Annotated in this window: 17 protein-coding genes; 9 read left to right on the top strand and 8 right to left on the bottom strand. The window is 61.6% G+C overall.

Going from position 1 to position 17,129, the window contains the following annotated elements; all coding sequences use genetic code 11:
* Positions 1–184: 184 nt before the first annotated feature.
* Positions 185–571 carry an SgcJ/EcaC family oxidoreductase gene (locus IFT66_RS22815; RefSeq protein ID WP_249406572.1) on the bottom strand — a complete coding sequence of 129 codons (387 nt, stop codon included), beginning with the start codon at positions 569–571 and terminating at the stop codon, positions 185–187.
* A complete protein-coding gene (locus tag IFT66_RS22810) occupies positions 558–1,283 on the bottom strand; it encodes a GntR family transcriptional regulator (RefSeq protein ID WP_113166354.1) in 726 nt (241 codons plus the stop codon). Before IFT66_RS22810 ends, IFT66_RS22815 begins: the two co-directional genes overlap by 14 nt.
* Positions 1,284–1,487: 204 nt before the next feature.
* Between IFT66_RS22810 and IFT66_RS22805 the strand changes: the two genes are divergently transcribed.
* From IFT66_RS22805 to IFT66_RS22780, 6 genes are read left to right on the top strand one after another with little or no spacing between them, the layout of a single operon-like run.
* Positions 1,488–3,320, top strand: a complete 1,833-nt coding sequence (locus tag IFT66_RS22805) for a gamma-glutamyltransferase family protein (RefSeq protein WP_192079072.1) — start codon at positions 1,488–1,490, stop codon at positions 3,318–3,320.
* Between the two features lie 32 nt (positions 3,321–3,352).
* Entirely contained in the window at positions 3,353–4,873 is a 1,521-nt protein-coding gene (locus tag IFT66_RS22800) for an ABC transporter substrate-binding protein (protein WP_192079071.1), read from the top strand.
* Positions 4,874–4,888: 15 nt separating this feature from the next.
* Positions 4,889–5,929 (top strand): ABC transporter ATP-binding protein, encoded by a 1,041-nt coding sequence (locus IFT66_RS22795; protein WP_192079070.1) that lies wholly within the window; start codon positions 4,889–4,891, stop codon positions 5,927–5,929.
* Positions 5,926–7,056, top strand: coding sequence for an ABC transporter ATP-binding protein (locus IFT66_RS22790; protein WP_192079069.1), 1,131 nt, complete (start codon positions 5,926–5,928; stop codon positions 7,054–7,056). The genes IFT66_RS22795 and IFT66_RS22790 overlap by 4 nt, the downstream gene beginning before the upstream one ends.
* A gap of 4 nt (positions 7,057–7,060) precedes the next feature.
* Positions 7,061–8,002: an ABC transporter permease gene (locus IFT66_RS22785; protein ID WP_062459249.1), complete on the top strand. Its 942-nt coding sequence runs from the start codon at positions 7,061–7,063 to the stop codon at positions 8,000–8,002.
* A 44-nt stretch (positions 8,003–8,046) separates the two neighbouring features.
* Entirely contained in the window at positions 8,047–8,898 is an 852-nt protein-coding gene (locus IFT66_RS22780) for an ABC transporter permease (RefSeq protein ID WP_325265080.1), read from the top strand.
* Here IFT66_RS22780 and IFT66_RS22775 read toward each other — a convergent pair.
* Both IFT66_RS22775 and IFT66_RS22770 read right to left on the bottom strand, forming a co-directional pair.
* A complete protein-coding gene (locus IFT66_RS22775; protein ID WP_245341412.1) occupies positions 8,846–9,154 on the bottom strand; it encodes an SDR family oxidoreductase in 309 nt (102 codons plus the stop codon). The two genes, IFT66_RS22780 and IFT66_RS22775, sit on opposite strands and share 53 nt — an antisense overlap.
* A 117-nt stretch (positions 9,155–9,271) precedes the next feature.
* Positions 9,272–10,147 carry a helix-turn-helix domain-containing protein gene (locus IFT66_RS22770; RefSeq protein ID WP_192079068.1) on the bottom strand — a complete coding sequence of 292 codons (876 nt, stop codon included), beginning with the start codon at positions 10,145–10,147 and terminating at the stop codon, positions 9,272–9,274.
* Between the two features lie 108 nt (positions 10,148–10,255).
* On the opposite strand from IFT66_RS22770, the gene IFT66_RS22765 reads away from it, so the two are divergent.
* From IFT66_RS22765 to IFT66_RS22755, 3 genes are all read left to right on the top strand, one after another.
* Positions 10,256–11,029 (top strand): SDR family oxidoreductase, encoded by a 774-nt coding sequence (locus IFT66_RS22765; protein ID WP_199864927.1) that lies wholly within the window; start codon positions 10,256–10,258, stop codon positions 11,027–11,029.
* Positions 11,030–11,394: 365 nt separating this feature from the next.
* The gene (locus IFT66_RS22760) at positions 11,395–12,978 is read left to right on the top strand and encodes a Na+/H+ antiporter (protein ID WP_192079067.1); all 1,584 of its coding nucleotides are present in this window, start codon (positions 11,395–11,397) and stop codon (positions 12,976–12,978) included.
* Between the two features lie 135 nt (positions 12,979–13,113).
* The gene (locus IFT66_RS22755) at positions 13,114–14,121 is read left to right on the top strand and encodes an Atu2307/SP_0267 family LLM class monooxygenase (protein ID WP_192079066.1); all 1,008 of its coding nucleotides are present in this window, start codon (positions 13,114–13,116) and stop codon (positions 14,119–14,121) included.
* Positions 14,122–14,265: 144 nt separating this feature from the next.
* Here IFT66_RS22755 and IFT66_RS22750 read toward each other — a convergent pair whose 3' ends face one another.
* The 4 genes from IFT66_RS22750 to IFT66_RS22735 all read right to left on the bottom strand — a co-directional run bounded on the left by IFT66_RS22750 (position 14,266) and on the right by IFT66_RS22735 (position 17,069).
* A complete protein-coding gene (locus IFT66_RS22750) occupies positions 14,266–14,841 on the bottom strand; it encodes an NADPH-dependent FMN reductase (protein ID WP_192079065.1) in 576 nt (191 codons plus the stop codon).
* 36 nt (positions 14,842–14,877) lie between these two features.
* Complete coding sequence (locus tag IFT66_RS22745) at positions 14,878–15,798, bottom strand: LysR substrate-binding domain-containing protein (protein ID WP_113111347.1); 921 nt, start codon at positions 15,796–15,798, stop codon at positions 14,878–14,880.
* An 84-nt stretch (positions 15,799–15,882) separates the two neighbouring features.
* On the bottom strand, positions 15,883–16,329 hold the full coding sequence (locus IFT66_RS22740) for an SRPBCC family protein (protein WP_192079064.1): 447 nt from the start codon (positions 16,327–16,329) through the stop codon (positions 15,883–15,885).
* Entirely contained in the window at positions 16,326–17,069 is a 744-nt protein-coding gene (locus IFT66_RS22735; RefSeq protein ID WP_192079063.1) for an SDR family oxidoreductase, read from the bottom strand. The genes IFT66_RS22740 and IFT66_RS22735 overlap by 4 nt, the downstream gene beginning before the upstream one ends.
* Positions 17,070–17,129: the final 60 nt, after the last annotated feature.

Here is a 17,129-nt window from a genome sequence, read left to right as displayed (position 1 = left end):
CCGTGGCGAACAAGAAAAACGCGCATCAGCCATCCCGCTGCGTAGGTTTAGATCCGACGGCTACCATGGGCGCGCGCCTGACGATCAGCAACCCAGTCGGCAATAGCAAAGCTTGCCTGTTATCCCTTGATGTCAGATCGGTAGCGACAACAAGTCGACTGAGCGAACAAGCATACGCCATATATTACATCTCGACCTGCGAAACGTGGTTGAGGGCGATCAGCCACCTTCCTTCGCGCTTGCGCATCAGCCGCGTGTTCACTCCCGTCTGATTTTCCGCTGGGCGGATCAGCTCGTAGTTGCTGATGAGCTGCGCTGCGTCATCGCACAGGATTTCGATGCGGATATTGGAAAAGGTCAGCTGACCTTGCGAACCCTCGGACCCGCCATAATCGCTGATGTAATGGTCGAGCGTCGCCTGCCAATCCTTCTGGACGCGGCCGCGGGAAACAAAGACGACATCCGGGTTGGCAAAGCCAGCCATGTAGCCATGAAAGTTGCCGGTATTCCACGCTTGCTGCATGACGCCAATGACGTCGCGGATGGCCTGTTTTTCATCATCCTGCGTCATCATGAGCCTCCTTATTATCCAGCGGATCATTGTCCTGGATGGTCTTTACCTTCTGCTGCTGACGCCTGACCAAAACCTCCTGCGCAGCGGACACCAAATGCCGCCTCAGCGCGTTTTCGGCGGCTTTCGCATCCTGCTCGAGAACCGCGTCAACGATTTGCTGATGCTCGTCACACGATCGTTTCAGACGCCCCACGTCCTTCAGCTGATATTTCCGGAAGGGTGCAAGCTTCAACCGCAGCGTTTGCGCTGCACTGATCAGATCCCTGTTGTGGCAACCCTGAAACAGCAGGCTGTGAAACTCCGTGTTGACGGCGTTGTAGCCAACGTGGTCTCCATCCTGTGCGAGGCCGTTCATCTCACGATGCATGGCTTCAAGCTCAGCCCGTTCGCGCATCGTCATGCGCTGGGACGACAGCCTCCCGCATGTCGCTTCCAGTTCCGCCATGGCCTCGAACATTTCGTCGATGCGCTCCGTGGAAATCTGGGTGACAATGACGCCCTTGAATGCTTCCCGCTCGGCCAGTCCCCGGCCGCACAGGATGCGAAGAGCCTCACGGACGGGCGTGCGAGACACCTGGAACTGGACCGCGAGAGAGTTCTCGTCGAGCCGCGATCCAGCAGCAATTTCTCCTGTAATCACAGCTTCTTCCAGCTGGTCGGCGATAACATCGCTACGAGCTTTTTTCAGCGGCGTCCGTGCATCCAGCATAGGTTTCCTTCCCCACAAGGTCACACACCATCCTATCGCGACGAAAGTAAATTACACAACTGACTTGCCATGCGCCCGAATAATATACAATGTGTCCACAGAGGACGGGATTGTATCCCAAAGGGACGTTGGAGGCAATTTGCGTGGAGATAGACAATGGTCGTGTCTTCGCTGCCGCCTTCACACGAGGAGTGAGTGAAGCAAATGACATTTACCACCCGACCGGAACTGCGCGGCACCTTTGGGGCAGTTTCGTCGACGCACTGGCTGGCTTCGACCGTTGGTATGTCTATTCTCGAAAAAGGGCACACGGCGTTCGACGCGGCCGTGGCAGCTGGTTTCGTACTGCAGGTGGTGGAGCCGCACCTGAACGGCCCCGGCGGAGAAGTTCCCATTATCGTCACCCCAGCGGGCGCCGATGCTCCTGTTGTCATTTCCGGTCAGGGCCCATCTCCTGCGAAGGCGACCATTCAGTATTTCAAGGAACTTGGTCTGGACATCATTCCCGGGACAGGGCTTCTCGCAGCCTGTATCCCGGGCGCTTTTGGCGCATGGCTCACGCTTTTGCGAGACTACGGACAGGCTGAACTCGAGGAGGTTCTTGCCCCGGCGATCTACTATGCAAGGACTGGTCACCCGCTGGTGCCGCGCATCGCAAACACGATCGCATCGATGCAGGAGCTGTTTCAGACGCACTGGCCAACATCGGCCGCCGTCTATCTGCCAGGCGGTGCCCTGCCCCAGTCGGGCAAGCTCTTTCGCAACCCGCACATTGCCGACATGTACCAACTGATCCTCGATCAGACGAAATCGGCCGGCAGCCGCGAGGCGCGGATCAATGCCGCACTAGATTTCTGGTATCGCGGACCGATTGCCGAGCAGATCGAGCAGTTCTGCGAAACGCAGGAAGTATGGGATGTCTCAGGCCGACGACACAAGGGCCTGATCACAGCGCAGGACATGGCAGAATATACGCCATCGATCGAGAAGCCGGTGTCCGTAACTTACGGCGATTGTGAAGTGTTCAAATGCGGACCTTGGTCTCAAGGGCCGGTCCTCTTGCAGATGTTGCAGATCCTCAAGGGAACCGACATCGCGGACCTTGACCCGATGGGCTCAGAGTTCGTGCATCTCGTTGTTGAAACCGCGAAGCTTGCCATGGCCGATCGCGAGGCCTGGTATGGCGATAGCGTCGACGTGCCGATGGCGACACTCCTGTCTGCAGATTACGCCGACATCCGTCGCGCTCTGATTGGTCGCTCTGCATCTCTTGAGGTGCGTCCAGGCTCGCCTGACGGTCGCAACCGCAACCTGCCGCCCCTGCGCGCTGTGGGTACAATTATGCAGCCGGGGCTCGGCGGCGGCGAGCCGACGGTCGCGCGCGAGCTGCCGTTGCCCAACGACCGGCAGGGTGAACCGGCGCTGACCCGCGAGGGTGCTCAGCGCGGCGATACCGTGCAAGTCAGCACGATCGACCGATGGGGCAACATGGTTTCCGCCACGCCGTCCGGCGGGTGGTTCCAGTCGAGCCCCGTCATTCCAGGTCTCGGCTTCAGCCTCACGACCCGCGGCCAGATGTTCTGGCTGGAAGAGGGTCTCAACTCGTCGCTGATGCCATCGACAAGACCCCGCACGACCTTGACGCCCACCGCCGTCTTCCGCGATGGCAAGCCCTACATGGCGTTGGGAACACCGGGCGGCGATCAGCAGGACCAGTGGCAATTGATCATGCTGTTGCGCCACTTGCACAAGGGAATGAACCTGCAGGAGGCGATCGATGCTCCGTCATTCCATACCGATCACCTGCCGAGCTCCTTCTGGCCGCGAGAAATCAACCTCGGTGCGGTGACGCTTGAATCGCGCTTCTCCAAAACGGTCTGCGAGGATCTGGCAGCACGCGGACACAAGATCACAGTGGGCGACGCGTGGTCGGAAGGGCGTCTGTCGGCAGTTGCCCGCGAAATGGACGGTGACGTGCAACTCGTAAAGGCCGGCGCCAATCCGCGGGGCGTACAGGGCTACGCCGTTGCCCGATGAATGAGACTTTTCGAATAAGAGAGGGAATAGCGATGAAACCACACTATCTCGCACTGGCCGCCACACTGGCGCTCGCAGGCATTCAAGCGACAGCTGCCCCAGCGGCCGCACAATCGACGCTCAATATCGGCCTTCAGGACGATCCGGATACGCTCGACCCCGCAACCAACTGGAGCTTCGTTGGTCGCCACGTTCTTCAGTCGCTGTGTGACAAGATCGTCGATATCGATGAGAAGGGTGAGATCATCCCGATGCTGGCTGCCAGCTGGAAATGGGGTGACGACAGCAAGACGCTGACGCTGAAACTGCGCGACGATGCCGTCTTTCACGACGGAACCAAGGTCGACGCTGCCGCAATCAAGTACAATCTCGAGCGGGCTCTCAATGCTAAGTTCTCGCGCCGCAAACCTGAAATCAGCTCCATCAGCACCGTCGACGTAGTCGATCCGACAACCGTCCAGATCAACCTCAAACAGCCATCGGTACCACTGCTGGCAGCTCTCAGTGACCGCGCCGGCATGATCGTTAGCCCGACAGCAGCCGAAAAGCTCGGTGAGAAATTCACCGATGCTCCGGTCTGCTCAGGCCCCTACACATTCGCTGAACGCGTTATCCAGGACCGCATCGTCCTCGCGAAATTCCCGCAATACTACAACGCCGACAAATACCACTTTGATCGGCTCGTTTATCGCGGCATGCCCGACTCGAACGTGCGGCTGCTCAACCTTCGTTCCGGCCAGCTCGATCTGATCGAACGGCTCGCTGCGACCGAAGTCGAAGCCGTGAAGGCGGATGCATCGTTGGCCGTGGAGCCGGTCGTCGGACTTGGATATTACGGCGTGACATTCAGCATTGGTGGCGAGGGGGCTAACCTCGATGCCGGCAAGAAGGCAGCAATCCGCGAGGCGTTCAGCCTTGCAATCGACCGCCAGGCCATCAGCGATGTCGTATTCGACGGTCAGGCGAGCATCGGCAACCAGCCGTTCCCGCCGTCAAACCAATACTACGATAAGAATTTCCCGCTTCCGGAGCGGGATCTGGACGCTGCCAAGAAGAAGATGCAGGAAGCCGGCGTCGAATCCGTCGATCTTGAACTTCTGGTGCCCACCGATGCCGAACGTCAGCAGGTTGCCCAGCTCATCCAGGCGATGGTTGCCGAAGTCGGAATTAACGTCTCGATCAAGCCGACAGAGCTGATGACCCTGCTCGACGTTGCTCGCCAGGGCAAGTTCCAGTCGCATCTCGTCGGATGGAGCGGACGGGTCGATCCAGACCTCAACATCACGCCGATGCTGTCTTGCGGTGCTCCGACCAATGACGCGCATTACTGCAACGAGGAACTCGACGCGATCCTGGCAAAAGCCCGCGCATCGGGAGACGTCGAGACCCGCAAGGCAGAATACAGCAAGGCAATCGCGATCCTCCAGAAGGACCTTCCGATCGTCTACATGTATCATTCGCAGTGGATCTTCGCGCACAATTCCAACATCACCGGCCTTGCGCCCGCTCCGGATGGCATCATCCGCCTGAGTGGTGTGAGCCGGAAGAATTGATGGCTTAAGGCTGTAATGAGCACCTCACCTGATCTCATCCAAGACAAGTCAGCCCGATCGGATCGGGCTGACGACCACGCGGCCTTGGTGCTGCGGGTCGATGATCTGCGTGTCGTCTTTGAAGACGACACGCGTACCGTCACTGCCGTCGACGGCGTTAGTTTTGACGTTCGAAAAGGGCGCACGCTCGCGATCGTCGGCGAGTCCGGCAGCGGCAAGAGCGTGACCTCCCTGGCCGTCATGCGCCTCCTCCCCGAACACACAGCACGCGTGTCTGGCAGCATCAATTTCGCCGGTCGCGAGTTGCTCGAGGAAACGACGAGCGGTATGCGCAGCCTGCGCGGCAACCGGATGGGAATGATCTTCCAGGAGCCTATGACCTCTCTCAATCCGTCCTATACGGTCGGCGAGCAAATCAACGAAGTCATCCTGCGTCACCGACAGATTTCGAAGAAAGAGGCGACAGAACGCGGCATCGCCATGCTGAAGCTTGTGCGTATCCCATCACCGGAAACGCGTTACCGCCAGTATCCGCACAATCTCTCCGGTGGCATGCGCCAGCGCGTGATGATTGCCATGGCGCTTGCCTGCGAGCCGGAACTGTTGATCGCCGACGAGCCGACGACGGCCCTGGACGTGACGATCCAGGCTCAGGTCCTCGAACTGATGGAGGAACTGCGGCAGAAGACCGGAACGGCCATCGTTCTCATCACCCATGATCTTGGCGTTGTCGCGGAATCCTGCGACGACGTGATCGTCATGTATGCGGGTCAGGTTGTCGAGCAATGCTCGGTCGAAGACCTCTTCACCTTTCCGCAGCATCCTTACACCGTTGGTCTTCTCGGTTCGTTGCCGCGCCTGGACGAGAAGCGAGAACAGCTTGTCGCCATCACCGGCACGGTCCCGGACATGGCCAACCCACCGTCCGGCTGCCGGTTTCGGGCGCGATGTCCGTTCAGCATCGACAAATGCGCCGAGATGCCCACCCTGATGGAAATATCCCCAGGTCACCTCAGCCGCTGCTGGCGTGCGCCATTGCAGGACCTCGTCCCATGACTGAAGCCCTCTTGAAAGCCAAGACGCCGATCATCGAGGCGCGTCACCTTGGCAAGAATTTCGTCGTCAAACGCAGCGTCTTCGGCCGGCCCTTGGCGTCCGTCGGCGCTGTCGACGACGTGTCGTTGTCCCTGATGCCCGGCGAGACGCTGGCAATCGTCGGCGAATCCGGTTGCGGGAAGTCGACGCTCGGCCGGTTGTTGATGCGCCTCATCCAGCCGACCGACGGTCAGGTCCTGATCGATGGTCAGGATATCACCAACATCAGCCATGCGGCGATGCGCCGTCAGCGCCGGCATGTGCAGTTGATCTTCCAGGACCCTTACGCTTCGCTCAATCCGCGCATGACGATTGCCCAGACAATCGGCGAACCGCTGATGCTGCACGATATCGTGCCGCCAAACGAGCGCGCTCGACGCGTTGCGGAACTGCTCGAAATGGTCGGCCTTCGTCCAGAGCAGGCCAGCCGATATCCGCATGAATTCTCCGGCGGCCAGCGTCAGCGCGTGGTGATTGCGCGTGCGCTTGCCTCCGAACCGAAGGCAATCATCTGCGACGAGGCCGTGTCTGCCCTCGACGTGTCGATCCAGGCGCAGGTCCTGAACCTTCTGAAGAGCCTGCAGAACCGATTGGGTCTGGCGTTCATCTTCATTTCGCACGATCTGAGCGTCGTGAAACACATCGCCGACCGCGTTGCGGTCATGTATCTCGGCAAGATCGTCGAGATCGGGACGTCGGACGAAATCTTCGCGACCCCGCGCCATCCCTATACCCGGGCGTTGCTGTCTGCCATTCCGGTCGCCGCCCCGCCCAGCCAGCAGCGTTCGAAGGAAGCGCGCCTGCATGGCGATCTGCCAAGCCCGATGTCGCCTCCGCAAGGTTGCAGGCTGCATACGCGATGTCCCCACGCGCGACCCGAATGCACGGCGGTCAGCATGGCGCTCGATGTTGAGGCAAGCGGCCATGCGAATGCCTGTGCGTTCTGGCGAGAGCTACCCGAACTCGATACGGCCGAGATCACCCGCGAACCTCGCGATCCGAAGCTGGAAAAGCTGTTTGCGGCCTTCGAAGCGATGGCGGCAGCCCGGATGACGACCACGCCCTCCTCAACCGTGACCGGAGGCTAATTCCTTGACCTCGCTTCTTGCACGTCGTCTGCTGCAGCTCATTCCGACCATCGTCTTGCTGTCGCTGATCATCTTCTCGCTCCAGCATCTGCTTCCTGGTGACCCGGCGCTTGTGCTTGCGGGTGAAAGTCCGGACGAAGCGACGCTAGCCGCAATCCGCGCCCAGTATCATCTCGATCAGCCCTTGCTCGTGCAATATCTCTACTGGGTGAAGGGCGTCCTGACCGGCGACCTTGGGCAATCCATGCGCCACAATCGCCCGGTTCTCGAACTTATCCTTTTGAAGCTGCCCGTGACACTGCAGCTCGCCGTGATGGGAATTGTCCTTGCTTTGGTGTTTGGCATTACCGGAGGTGTAATTTCGGCGCTGCGCCAGAACACTCCGGTCGATTACGCCACCAATGTCGTCTCGCTGGCCGGCATCTCGCTGCCGAATTTCTGGCTTGGCATCATGCTGATCATGTTCTTCTCGGTGTACCTTGGCTGGCTTCCTGCCTCCGGCTTCGTCAGCCCGTGGGAAGACCTGAAGATGAACCTGATGACGACGATCATGCCCGCCTTCGTTCTGGGCACCGGGATTGCCGGCGTCATCATGCGCCATACCCGCGGCGCCATGCTGCAAGCGCTGGAAAGCGACTATGTCCGCACCGCCCGGGCCAAAGGTCTAAGCGAGTGGGTCGTCGTATTTAAGCACGCAATGCGTAACGCGCTGACGCCTATCATCACGCTCGGTGCGCTGGAGTTCGGCGCCCTGCTATCCGGCGCCGTGCTGACGGAACAGATCTTTACGATCCCCGGCTTCGGGAAGCTGATCGTCGATGCGGTCTTCACGCGCGATTATCCTGTGGTCCAAGGCGTGGTGCTTGTCACCTCGCTGTTCTACATCACCCTCAACCTGCTGGCCGACATCGGGTATATCCTTGTTAACCCGAGACTGAGAGGCTGACCGTGCCAACGATCGCAACGACCAAACCTGCTGTCTCCCCCAAGATCAGCCCCGTCACGAACTTTTTCCATGGTCGCCTGTGGCGACGCCTGTCGAAGCGCAAGAGTGCGCTCGTCGGCCTTTTCGTGGTGCTGTTCGTGGTGGCCGTCGCCATTCTTGCCCCCCTGCTTGCACCCTACGATCCGGCATCCCAGAGCTGGACGGCGGTTCGCAAGGCACCGTCAATGGCGCATCTGTTCGGCACGGACGAAGCTGGCCGCGACATACTTTCCCGCATCATCTGGGGCACCCGCGCTTCGTTGCTGGCAGGCCTTACATCGGTCGGGATCGCGATGGCAATCGGCGTGCCCCTCGGGCTTGCGGCAGGTTTTCTCGGCGGCGTGGTCGATGGCTTTATCAGCCGGTTTACGGATGCCATGCTCGCCTGTCCGTTCCTGATCCTTGCAATCGCGCTGGCCGCTTTTCTCGGTCCAAGCCTGACGAATGCGATGCTCGCAATCGGCATCACCGCCATGCCGCTCTTTATCCGACTGACCCGGGGTCAGGTTCTTTCGATCCGGGCCGAAGAGTATATCGAAGCGGCAAGTGCCGTGGGCAATCCACGTTGGCGGATCGCGGTTCGTCATATCCTGCCGAATATTCTTCCCCAGTTGATGGTTCAGGCGACCCTGACGATTGCATCCGCGATTATCGCCGAAGCCAGCATGTCCTTCCTCGGCCTCGGCTTGCAGCCGCCGGCACCATCCTGGGGCTCCATGCTGAATTCCGCCCAACGGTTTATGAGCAACGCTCCCTGGATGGCGCTATGGCCGGGCATGGCAATCTTCATGACCGTACTGTCGTTCAACCTGCTCGGCGACGGTCTGCGCGACGCGCTTGATCCACGCTCCCGGTAGGACGGCATGGGCAGCGTCGTCTGGCCGGCCCATGCGCCCTAGCGGGATCATACCGGAGAAGCTCATCCCGGACCTCTTGCGGGGCTGCGGCCATCAAGGCCGTATCGTTTGGGCCACAGCTTACGACGTTGACACGGATGCCTTTCGGAGCAAACCCGTTGGCCCAGGTGCGGGTGAAGGAGCGCACATCAGTCGTTGTGGCTCCGTAAACGCCATATCCTTTGGTCCCGATGTCGCCCGCGCTGGAGCCGATCAACGCGACCTTCCCGCTGGCTTGCCCGAGATCGTTAGAACCTGCGCCGCGAACTTCGGCCGTTCACCGGCTGGATTGAAAAGCATGAGACCGTCGGAAACCTCAATAATCCGGACCTCATCACACCCGCAGCGCGCCGGGGGTGAGGCCGTCTTCCCGGCGCATGATGGCCGTCAGGTGGCTTTGGCTGGAGAAGCCGCAGGTAAGCGCGATCTCTGCCAGTGGCAGCGGTCCGTTGACAATCAGTGCACGGGCCTCGTCGAGGCGAAGTCGGGTGAAGTACTGGTGCGGGCTCGTGCCCGTTCGACGCCTGAACGAGCGAAGCAGCTGGCTCGACGAAAGCCCGACCAGCGAGGCCAGGTCCTCGAGCCTGACACCCAGTGTGAGATGCGCCTGCATGTGATCGCGCACCTGTCGGAACTGCCGATCAGACAGCCCACCCAGATCCTTCTGGGGCCGGGCTACGCCGTATTGCCGGATGAGGTGGATGGCAAGCAGGTTGAGAAGCGAGTCGAGCTCGAGGCCGGCCATCGTGCCATGCGTGCCTGAACGCAGTTCGTCGCGCAGCATGCCACCGATCAACCCGACACGCCGGTCGACGACCGGCAAGGCATCCGCGACGACGGTTGCGGCCGGCAGGTCGAGGTCGGACTGGGCGAGACCGTCAAGCCATGGCTGCGACAGCGAGAATGCCGCCACTTCCTTGGGCTCATGCCAGCGCGCCCAGTAGTCTGCGCCTGCCGGAACGATTTCACAGCATCCGCTCGCAGCCGAGGCGGTGCGGATCCGCGTCCCGCCAAGGCGTGACTCGCGGTTGCTGAAGGGCTTGAACGACAAGAGCACGAGATGATGGGGGATCGACTGGCTGATCTCGCCTGCGTTCCGCCGGTTCCACGCCGCCGTCCCGAAATCGGACCGGACGAGCCGACCCCAGTTCGGCACCGGCGTGTCGGCAGTGGCGACATGCGGTGCTTCGGGCGGAATGGCATCTGACATGGCTGTTTCCCGTCCAGCGTGCGGATTTACTAACAACGATGCGCGTATCCTGAAAGCCGCACCCCCTCCATGTCGCCTATTCCTTGATCATCAACAAGGAGAAAGACAATGACGACCAGCGACATGATCAAAAATAACGACGGCCAGGTTGCAGTGGTGATGGGTGCAACGCGCAACCAGGGTCGGGCCTATGCCGTCATGCTGGCGCGCAACGGCTGCCGCGGCGTGGCCGTCCACTATCACGGCGAGGCCTCCCGCGGCGAAGCGGAAGAAACTGCCGCCGAGATCAAGCATCACGGTGCCGAACCCCTCCTGTTCAGCGCCGACCTGACCCAGGTCGCCGATGTCGCGAGATTGTTCGACGCGGTCGACAAGTCGTTCGGCCAGCTCGACATCGTGGTGAACACGGTCGGCAAGGTGGTCAAGAAGCCATTTGTCGAGATCACCGAGGCCGACTTCGACCAGAGCTTCGCAATCAACAGCAAGGCGGCGTTCTTCTGCAATCAGGAAGCCGCAAAAAGGATCGCCGACAACGGCCGTATCATCAACATCGGCACGACGCTGCAGGCGGCAACGACCGGGCTATACGCGATCTATGCGGGCTCCAAGGCGCCGCTCGAACACTTCACGCGCGCGCTTGCCAAGGAGATCGGCCACCGGGGCGTCACCGTCAACACCGTAGCACCCGGCCCGCTCAACACCTCCTTCTTCTACCCGGTGGAAAGCGCGGAATCGAAGGCCTTCCTCTCCGGCATGAGCCCGCAGAACCGGCTGGGCGAAATCGACGAGATCACGCCGCTGATCGAGTTCCTGGTCAGCCCGGGCGGCAGTTGGGTCACCGCGCAGACCCTCTTCATCAACGGCGGCTTCATCGCCCGCTGATCCCTCGACTGCACAACACAAGGCTGACGGCCCATCGATCAGGACGTCAGCCGGCATCCAACCCGCCTGAGGCAGCGCGAACTTGATCAGGTGTGGCCCGCTATCGCGACCCATCCTATCTTTTGGTCTGCATGCCCGCGACGAACCATATGATCGGTTCATCAGCAGCGTTGGGATCAGGCGGCCTTTCTTGCTATGTCGCAAATGCTCAGAGTAACTGCCTTAAGCAGCTGTTCGAATACCTAAGGGTGCAGGAGCAGCAATGCACATCCATTGATCTGTTACACACCACAAATTTTGGGCGACTGGCCCTATACTCTGGAGGTATCCGCCATCAGAGAGATTGGCACCTTGGGGAGAGAGAGATGCATCCGGCCGAAACGTTCGAACTGGTTTTTACCCTGCTTCTCGCGATCCTCGCCCTGCACTGGTTTGCCGAACGCGCCAAGCTTCCGCCATCTGTCGCCCTTCTCGTCGGCGGCGGGGCCCTGGCCTTCCTTCCCGGACTGCCGGTGATCGAGCTGGATCCCGAGCTGGTTCTCGTGCTTTTCCTGCCGCCGCTCCTGATGGACGGGGCCTATTATACCGCGCTTGCCGCCTTCCGCCGCCACAGCGCCGGCATTCTGTCGCTGGCCATCGGCGCGGTCGTCTTCACCACCCTGGTGGTGGGACTTGTCGTCCACTGGCTGGTCCCGGCGCTGCCCTGGGCCGCCTGTTTCGCCCTTGGCGCCATTGTTTCGCCACCGGATGCCGTCTCGGCACGGGCGGTTCTGCAGCGCGTGAAGCTTCCCCGCAGGCTGACAACGCTTCTCGAGGGTGAAAGCCTCCTGAACGACGCCAGCGGCTTGGTGCTTTTCCGCTTCGCTGTCGCGGCAGCCTTGACGGGAAGTTTTGATGCCTTGGATGCGAGCCGCGAGTTCGGCTTCCTGGCGATTGGCGGCGTCGTGGTCGGCGCCGTCGTGGGTGGGGCCTGGACCTTCCTCCTCCGGCGGCTGGGCGACGAGACCCTGATGATCCTCGCCTCCCTGATCCTCGGCTGGGCCGCCTATCTGGCTGGCGAAGCGGTCCACGTCTCGGGCGTCATCTCCACAGTCACCGCGGGCCTGGTTTTCGGCTGGTACCAGCACGTCGTCTTTACCGCGAGCGTTCGCATCCGCGCCGGCGCCTTCTGGCACGTCATGGTGTTCCTGATGGAGGCCATGATCTTCATCCTCATCGGTCTTTCGCTGCGTGGCGTGCTGGAACGCGTCGGGGGATTCGAGACTGTCCTTGCCACCATGGCGGTTCCGGTCGTGGGCGTGATCGTCGCGATGACGCTGGCGCGTTTCGTCTGGATCTTCGGCTGTGACGCCGTTCTTGCGCTGCTCAACCGGATCGGATTTCCCATCGACGACCCGCTTGGCCCGAGGGCCGCGACGGTGATGAGTTGGGCGGGCATGCGTGGCGTGGTCACCCTCGCTGTTGCCCTGTCCGTCCCCGAAACAATGCCAGGTCGCGACCTCATGCTGGTCGCAGCTTTCGCCGCCATTCTCGTCACTGTTCTTCTCCAGGGGACGACGCTTGGGCTGGTTATCCGCGCGGCGAACCTGTCTGATCGGGGCGTGCGCCCGGCATTGAGCCTTGCACAGGCGGAAGCGGCGGTCGCAGCAGCCCAGCTCGTCGCCGTCCGGTCGCAGGCCTATACCGACGACGGAACGCTTGCCCACCCGCGATTGCTCGAGGGCTTCCAGCGGCGCGCCGACCAGGCATTCCAGAACGCGGACGACGGAGACACTTTCGTAGACGAGATCACGGCCCACTACGACCTCGTCCTCGAGGCGGTAAGGGCCGGCCGGGCCGAACTCGTGCGCCTTCATCGCGCCCACCAGATCAGTGACGAAACGCTGCATGACCTGGAGCGGGACCTCGATCTGGAAGAGCTATCGGCGACTGCCGCGAAATCCCTCTGACATGGCGCTTGCGGCGTTTGCTTCTGTCCAACGTGCTGGACTTAGCGTCCTGCTCGTGTCCCTTCTGATGCCGGAGCCCATGACTTAAAACGAGCGCATCACCGGCGATCGACTGCAAATGAAGGAACTATGGTTTTGGAAATCGGAATTGACAGTTTTGCGGCAACCGTCAAGGGTGTCAGCGCCATGGACCGCATGGGTTTCCTGCTCGACGAGATCGAGATGGCCGATACGTCCGGCCTCGACGTGTTCGGCATTGGTGAGCACCACCGCGGCGACTATCTCGACAGCGCACCGGCCGTCATCCTTGCCGCCGCCGCCGCGCGGACGAAGTCGATCCGGCTGACTAGCGCGGTAACGGTGCTTGGCGCCGCAGATCCCGTCCGCGTCTTCCAGGAGTTCGCGACGCTGGACCTCATCTCGCGGGGACGGGCTGAAATCGTCGTCGGTCGGGGATCCTCGATCGAGGCCTATCCGCTGTTCGGTCTCGACCTCAACGACTACGATGCCCTGTCGGAGGAAAAGCTGGAACTGCTGCTCGCCCTGCGCGACGAGACCAATGTGACATGGTCCGGCCGGTTTCGGGCGCCACTCGACGGCCAGGGTGTCTACCCGCGTCCTGCCCAGCCGAAGATGCCCATATGGCTCGGGGTTGGCGGCACGCCGCAATCCTTCGCCCGTGCCGGGATCCTTGGTCTTCCGCTGATGGTGGCGATCATCGGCGGGGAATTCCGGCGGTTTCGATCGCTGGTCAATCTCTACCGGGAGGCCGGAGCGCGCGCCGGGCACGCGCCCGAAGCACTGCGCGTCGGCATCCATGCGCTCGGCTTCGTGGCCGAGACGGACCGCGAGGCGGCGGATCGCTTCTTCCCCGGCTGGCAGGCGATGTTCACCAAGATCGGCCTCGAGCGTGGCTGGGCACCGTCGACGCGCGCGCAGTTCGACAACCTGGTTCGGCCCGGCGGCGCGTTCCTCGTCGGTGATCCCGATACGGTGGCGGCAAAGATCCGGCAGACGTCCGAAGACCTCGGCGGCATCGACCGGCTGACGTTCCAGATGAGCTCCGCGGCAAGCGACCAGCCGGCGATGCTGCGGTCGATCGAAATGCTCGGCCGCGAAGTCAAGCCACGCGTCTCGGCCTGACCTAAAGGTCGTTTCTCACAGCGACGGTTGCCGAGGCGCCCTTTCCGTATCCGCCGGAGGAACCGCGATGAAAACGCGGGTTCCGACCTACTGAGCCAAAAGGCGCCTGGTCCGTCGGTTATCCGCACGCTTTGCAGGCGGCGTTCAGCCTGAGACTCGGTATCTTTGCGCAAAGTGCGCGAAGGCCGAAACCTGTTTTGCCAGGAAGTGACGCGTGTCGGCGTCGGTCAGTTCCAGCGTTTCGCTGTGCACCTTGGCTGCCACATACCCGATCATGACCTCCGGCTTGTTGAGAACGGCGGCATCCAGATAAACGAGGATCTGTCGGAGATGATACTGGGCCCTAGCGCCGCCCAGCATGCCGGCTGACGCCGTCTGGATGGCCACCGGCTTGCCGGCAAACGGCTGGTTCGGCAGCCGTGAAAGCCAGTCCAGCGCGTTCTTGATGCCACCGGGAACCGAGTAGTTGTACTCGGGCGTGACGATGATTACGCCGTCGGCGAGACGGATCGCCTCACCCATCGCCGTCACCTCCGCAGGGAAGCCTGCCGCCTGCACATCCTCGTCGTAGAGCGGGAACGTGCCGACCGAGCCGAGTGCCGTGATGGTCACGCCCTCGCGGGCGAGAGACGGCAGGGAGCGAGCGATTGCAGCATTGTAGGATTTATGACGCAGGCTTCCGAGAAGGGTCACGAAGTGCAGCGGCTTAGGTTCAAACATGAAGGCTCCAAATGAGAATGCTGACGAAAAGCCGGGTCAGACGAGGTCGGAATCCGGATTGACCACTTTCGGCAGCTCGATAATGAGATAGTCGAGAAAAGCGCGCACCGATGGCAGCACGTAATCCCGGAACGGCAGGACGGCGGTGATCTCCGCCTTGCCGGCCAGCCATTCCGGCATGACCCTTTGCAATCTGCCCTCAGCCACGTCTTCCCGGCAGATGTAACCGGGAAGCGCCGCGATCCCGATGCCGTCTGCCGCAGCCTGTTTCAGCATGATCAGGTCGTTGCCCGCCATGCGTGGCTGGACGGAAAGCACCCGGTCGCCGATCACGGGATGGCTGAGCTTCCACACCGTTGCCTGCCCGGGACGGTGCATCGCTAGAAGGTCATGCTCCGATAGGTCGTCCGGTGTCTTCGGTTCGCCACGACGCTCGATATAGCTCGGCGCTGCGAAAATGAACCAGGGCGCCGGAGAGAGCGTCCGCTGCACCAGGGCCGAATCGGTCATCTGCCCCTCGTGAGCCCGGATCGCGAGATCGAAAGCGCCGCCGATGATGTCCGTCTGCTCGTCGCCCGTGTGCTGGACGAGCTGGATTTTCGGGTGGTCGATCGCGAACTGCGGTATGATCTGCCGCAGGACATAGACCGAGGTCGCGATCGCCGTCGTGAACTTGATGACCCCCGTCGGCTCCTCCAGCCTCTGGCGCACCGCGTTCTCCGCGATGTCGGCGTTTTGAAGCATGACAAGCGCGTGGCGATAGAAGAGAGTGCCCGCTTCGGTCAGCGTCTGCACCCGTGACGTTCGATTGATCAGCCGGACGCCGAGGGCAGCTTCAAGCTGCTGCAGCCGATGGCTGAGTGTCGACTTCGCAACGCCCGTGCTGCGGCTTGCAGCTGTCAGGCCGCCGCTGTCGACGACCTGGACGAAGGTACGGAAATCATTGAGGTCGAGCACGGGTTCAGTCCCTTTACGAGATCGGCGCAAAGACCGCCAAAGGCCGTTTTTGATGGGCCAATTCCAAGGAGACCACGACCAGCATTAGAGAGACGCCCTGACAAGCGCAACCCCGAGATAATCGGCCAGCCCTCTAGATGCCGCCGCAAACGCCGAGAGGTTGATCCCCATCACCACCTCCGAATCGATCCCATCCACCGGGACGAACGACGCCTCGAAGCGGATGCTGGCTTCATCTGCGCTCTCGCCGGGACGAACCAGGATCTGGTTCGTCTGGGCGCTGACCGGGATCGGAAACGTCACCATCTGGTAGGTGAGATGACGCGCCCCGTCATCACTGGATATCAGCAGCTCGCGGACGGTCGTCCCGTCGGTCGTGACCAGCTCCCGTTCTCCGTCGGCGAGCAGACGGCTTTCATGGGCAATCGGGTTCCACGAGGCGACCGCTGCGAAATCGCGAACGACGGACCAGATCCGTTCCGGGCTTGCGGCAAGGGTCGCGGTATAGACGGCGACGTAGCTCTTGCTCATACCCGTGCTCCACCGTTGGCCAGAACATGCTGCCCCGTCAGCCAGCGTGCCTGGTCGGAAGCAAGGAAGGCGACGACATCGGCGATCTCGTCGGGTTCGCCAAGGCGTCCGAGTGGCGACCCGGCCGCAATCCGGTCACGCTCTTCCTGCGGCGCATCCTTGATGAACTCGGTGTTGGTTGCGCCGGGCATGACCGAGTTGACGGTAATCCCGCGGTGACCCAGCTCTATAGCCAGAACCTCGACGATCAGCTTCGATCCGGCCTTCGAGGCCGCGTGCAGGCCCATGCCCTGTGCCGTGAACGCGGTGGTCGAGGTCGAGATGTCGATAATCCTTCCGCCGTCCCGCACCCGCTTGGCCGCCTCCTGGAGCACGAAGAACGAGCCCTTGGCATTGAGACCAAAAATCCGGTCAAAATCCTCTTCCCGGACGTCGACGACCTGCACGCCGATGAACGGCAGCCCGGCATTGGCGACCACGATGTCGAGGCCGCCGAAGGCCGTATCGACCTCGGCAAACAGCCGGCGGATGTCCGCCATATCGGCGACATCGGCTTGAAAGGGACGCGCCACGCCGCCGGCCTCCTCGACGGCCCGCACCGCTTCCGCCGCTTCCTCCGGACGGCTGCGATAATTGATCGCGACCGTTGCGCCCTCGCGGCCGAGCCGCTCGCCGATCGCCCGGCCGATGCCGCGCGATGCACCGGTGATCAGCGCTACCTTGCCTTTGAGAGATGTCATGAGAATGCTCCTTCGTATGTGGGCTATGATCGGCGAGAGCGCCGGCCTGGCTCTTTCGAT

The sequence above is a fragment of the Rhizobium sp. CFBP 13726 genome (assembly GCF_014841925.1).
GTDB classification, from domain to species: Bacteria; Pseudomonadota; Alphaproteobacteria; order Rhizobiales; family Rhizobiaceae; genus Neorhizobium; species Neorhizobium soli.
The sequence above is the reverse complement of the archived record's forward strand: the minus strand, read 5'-3'. Positions and strand labels throughout refer to the sequence as shown.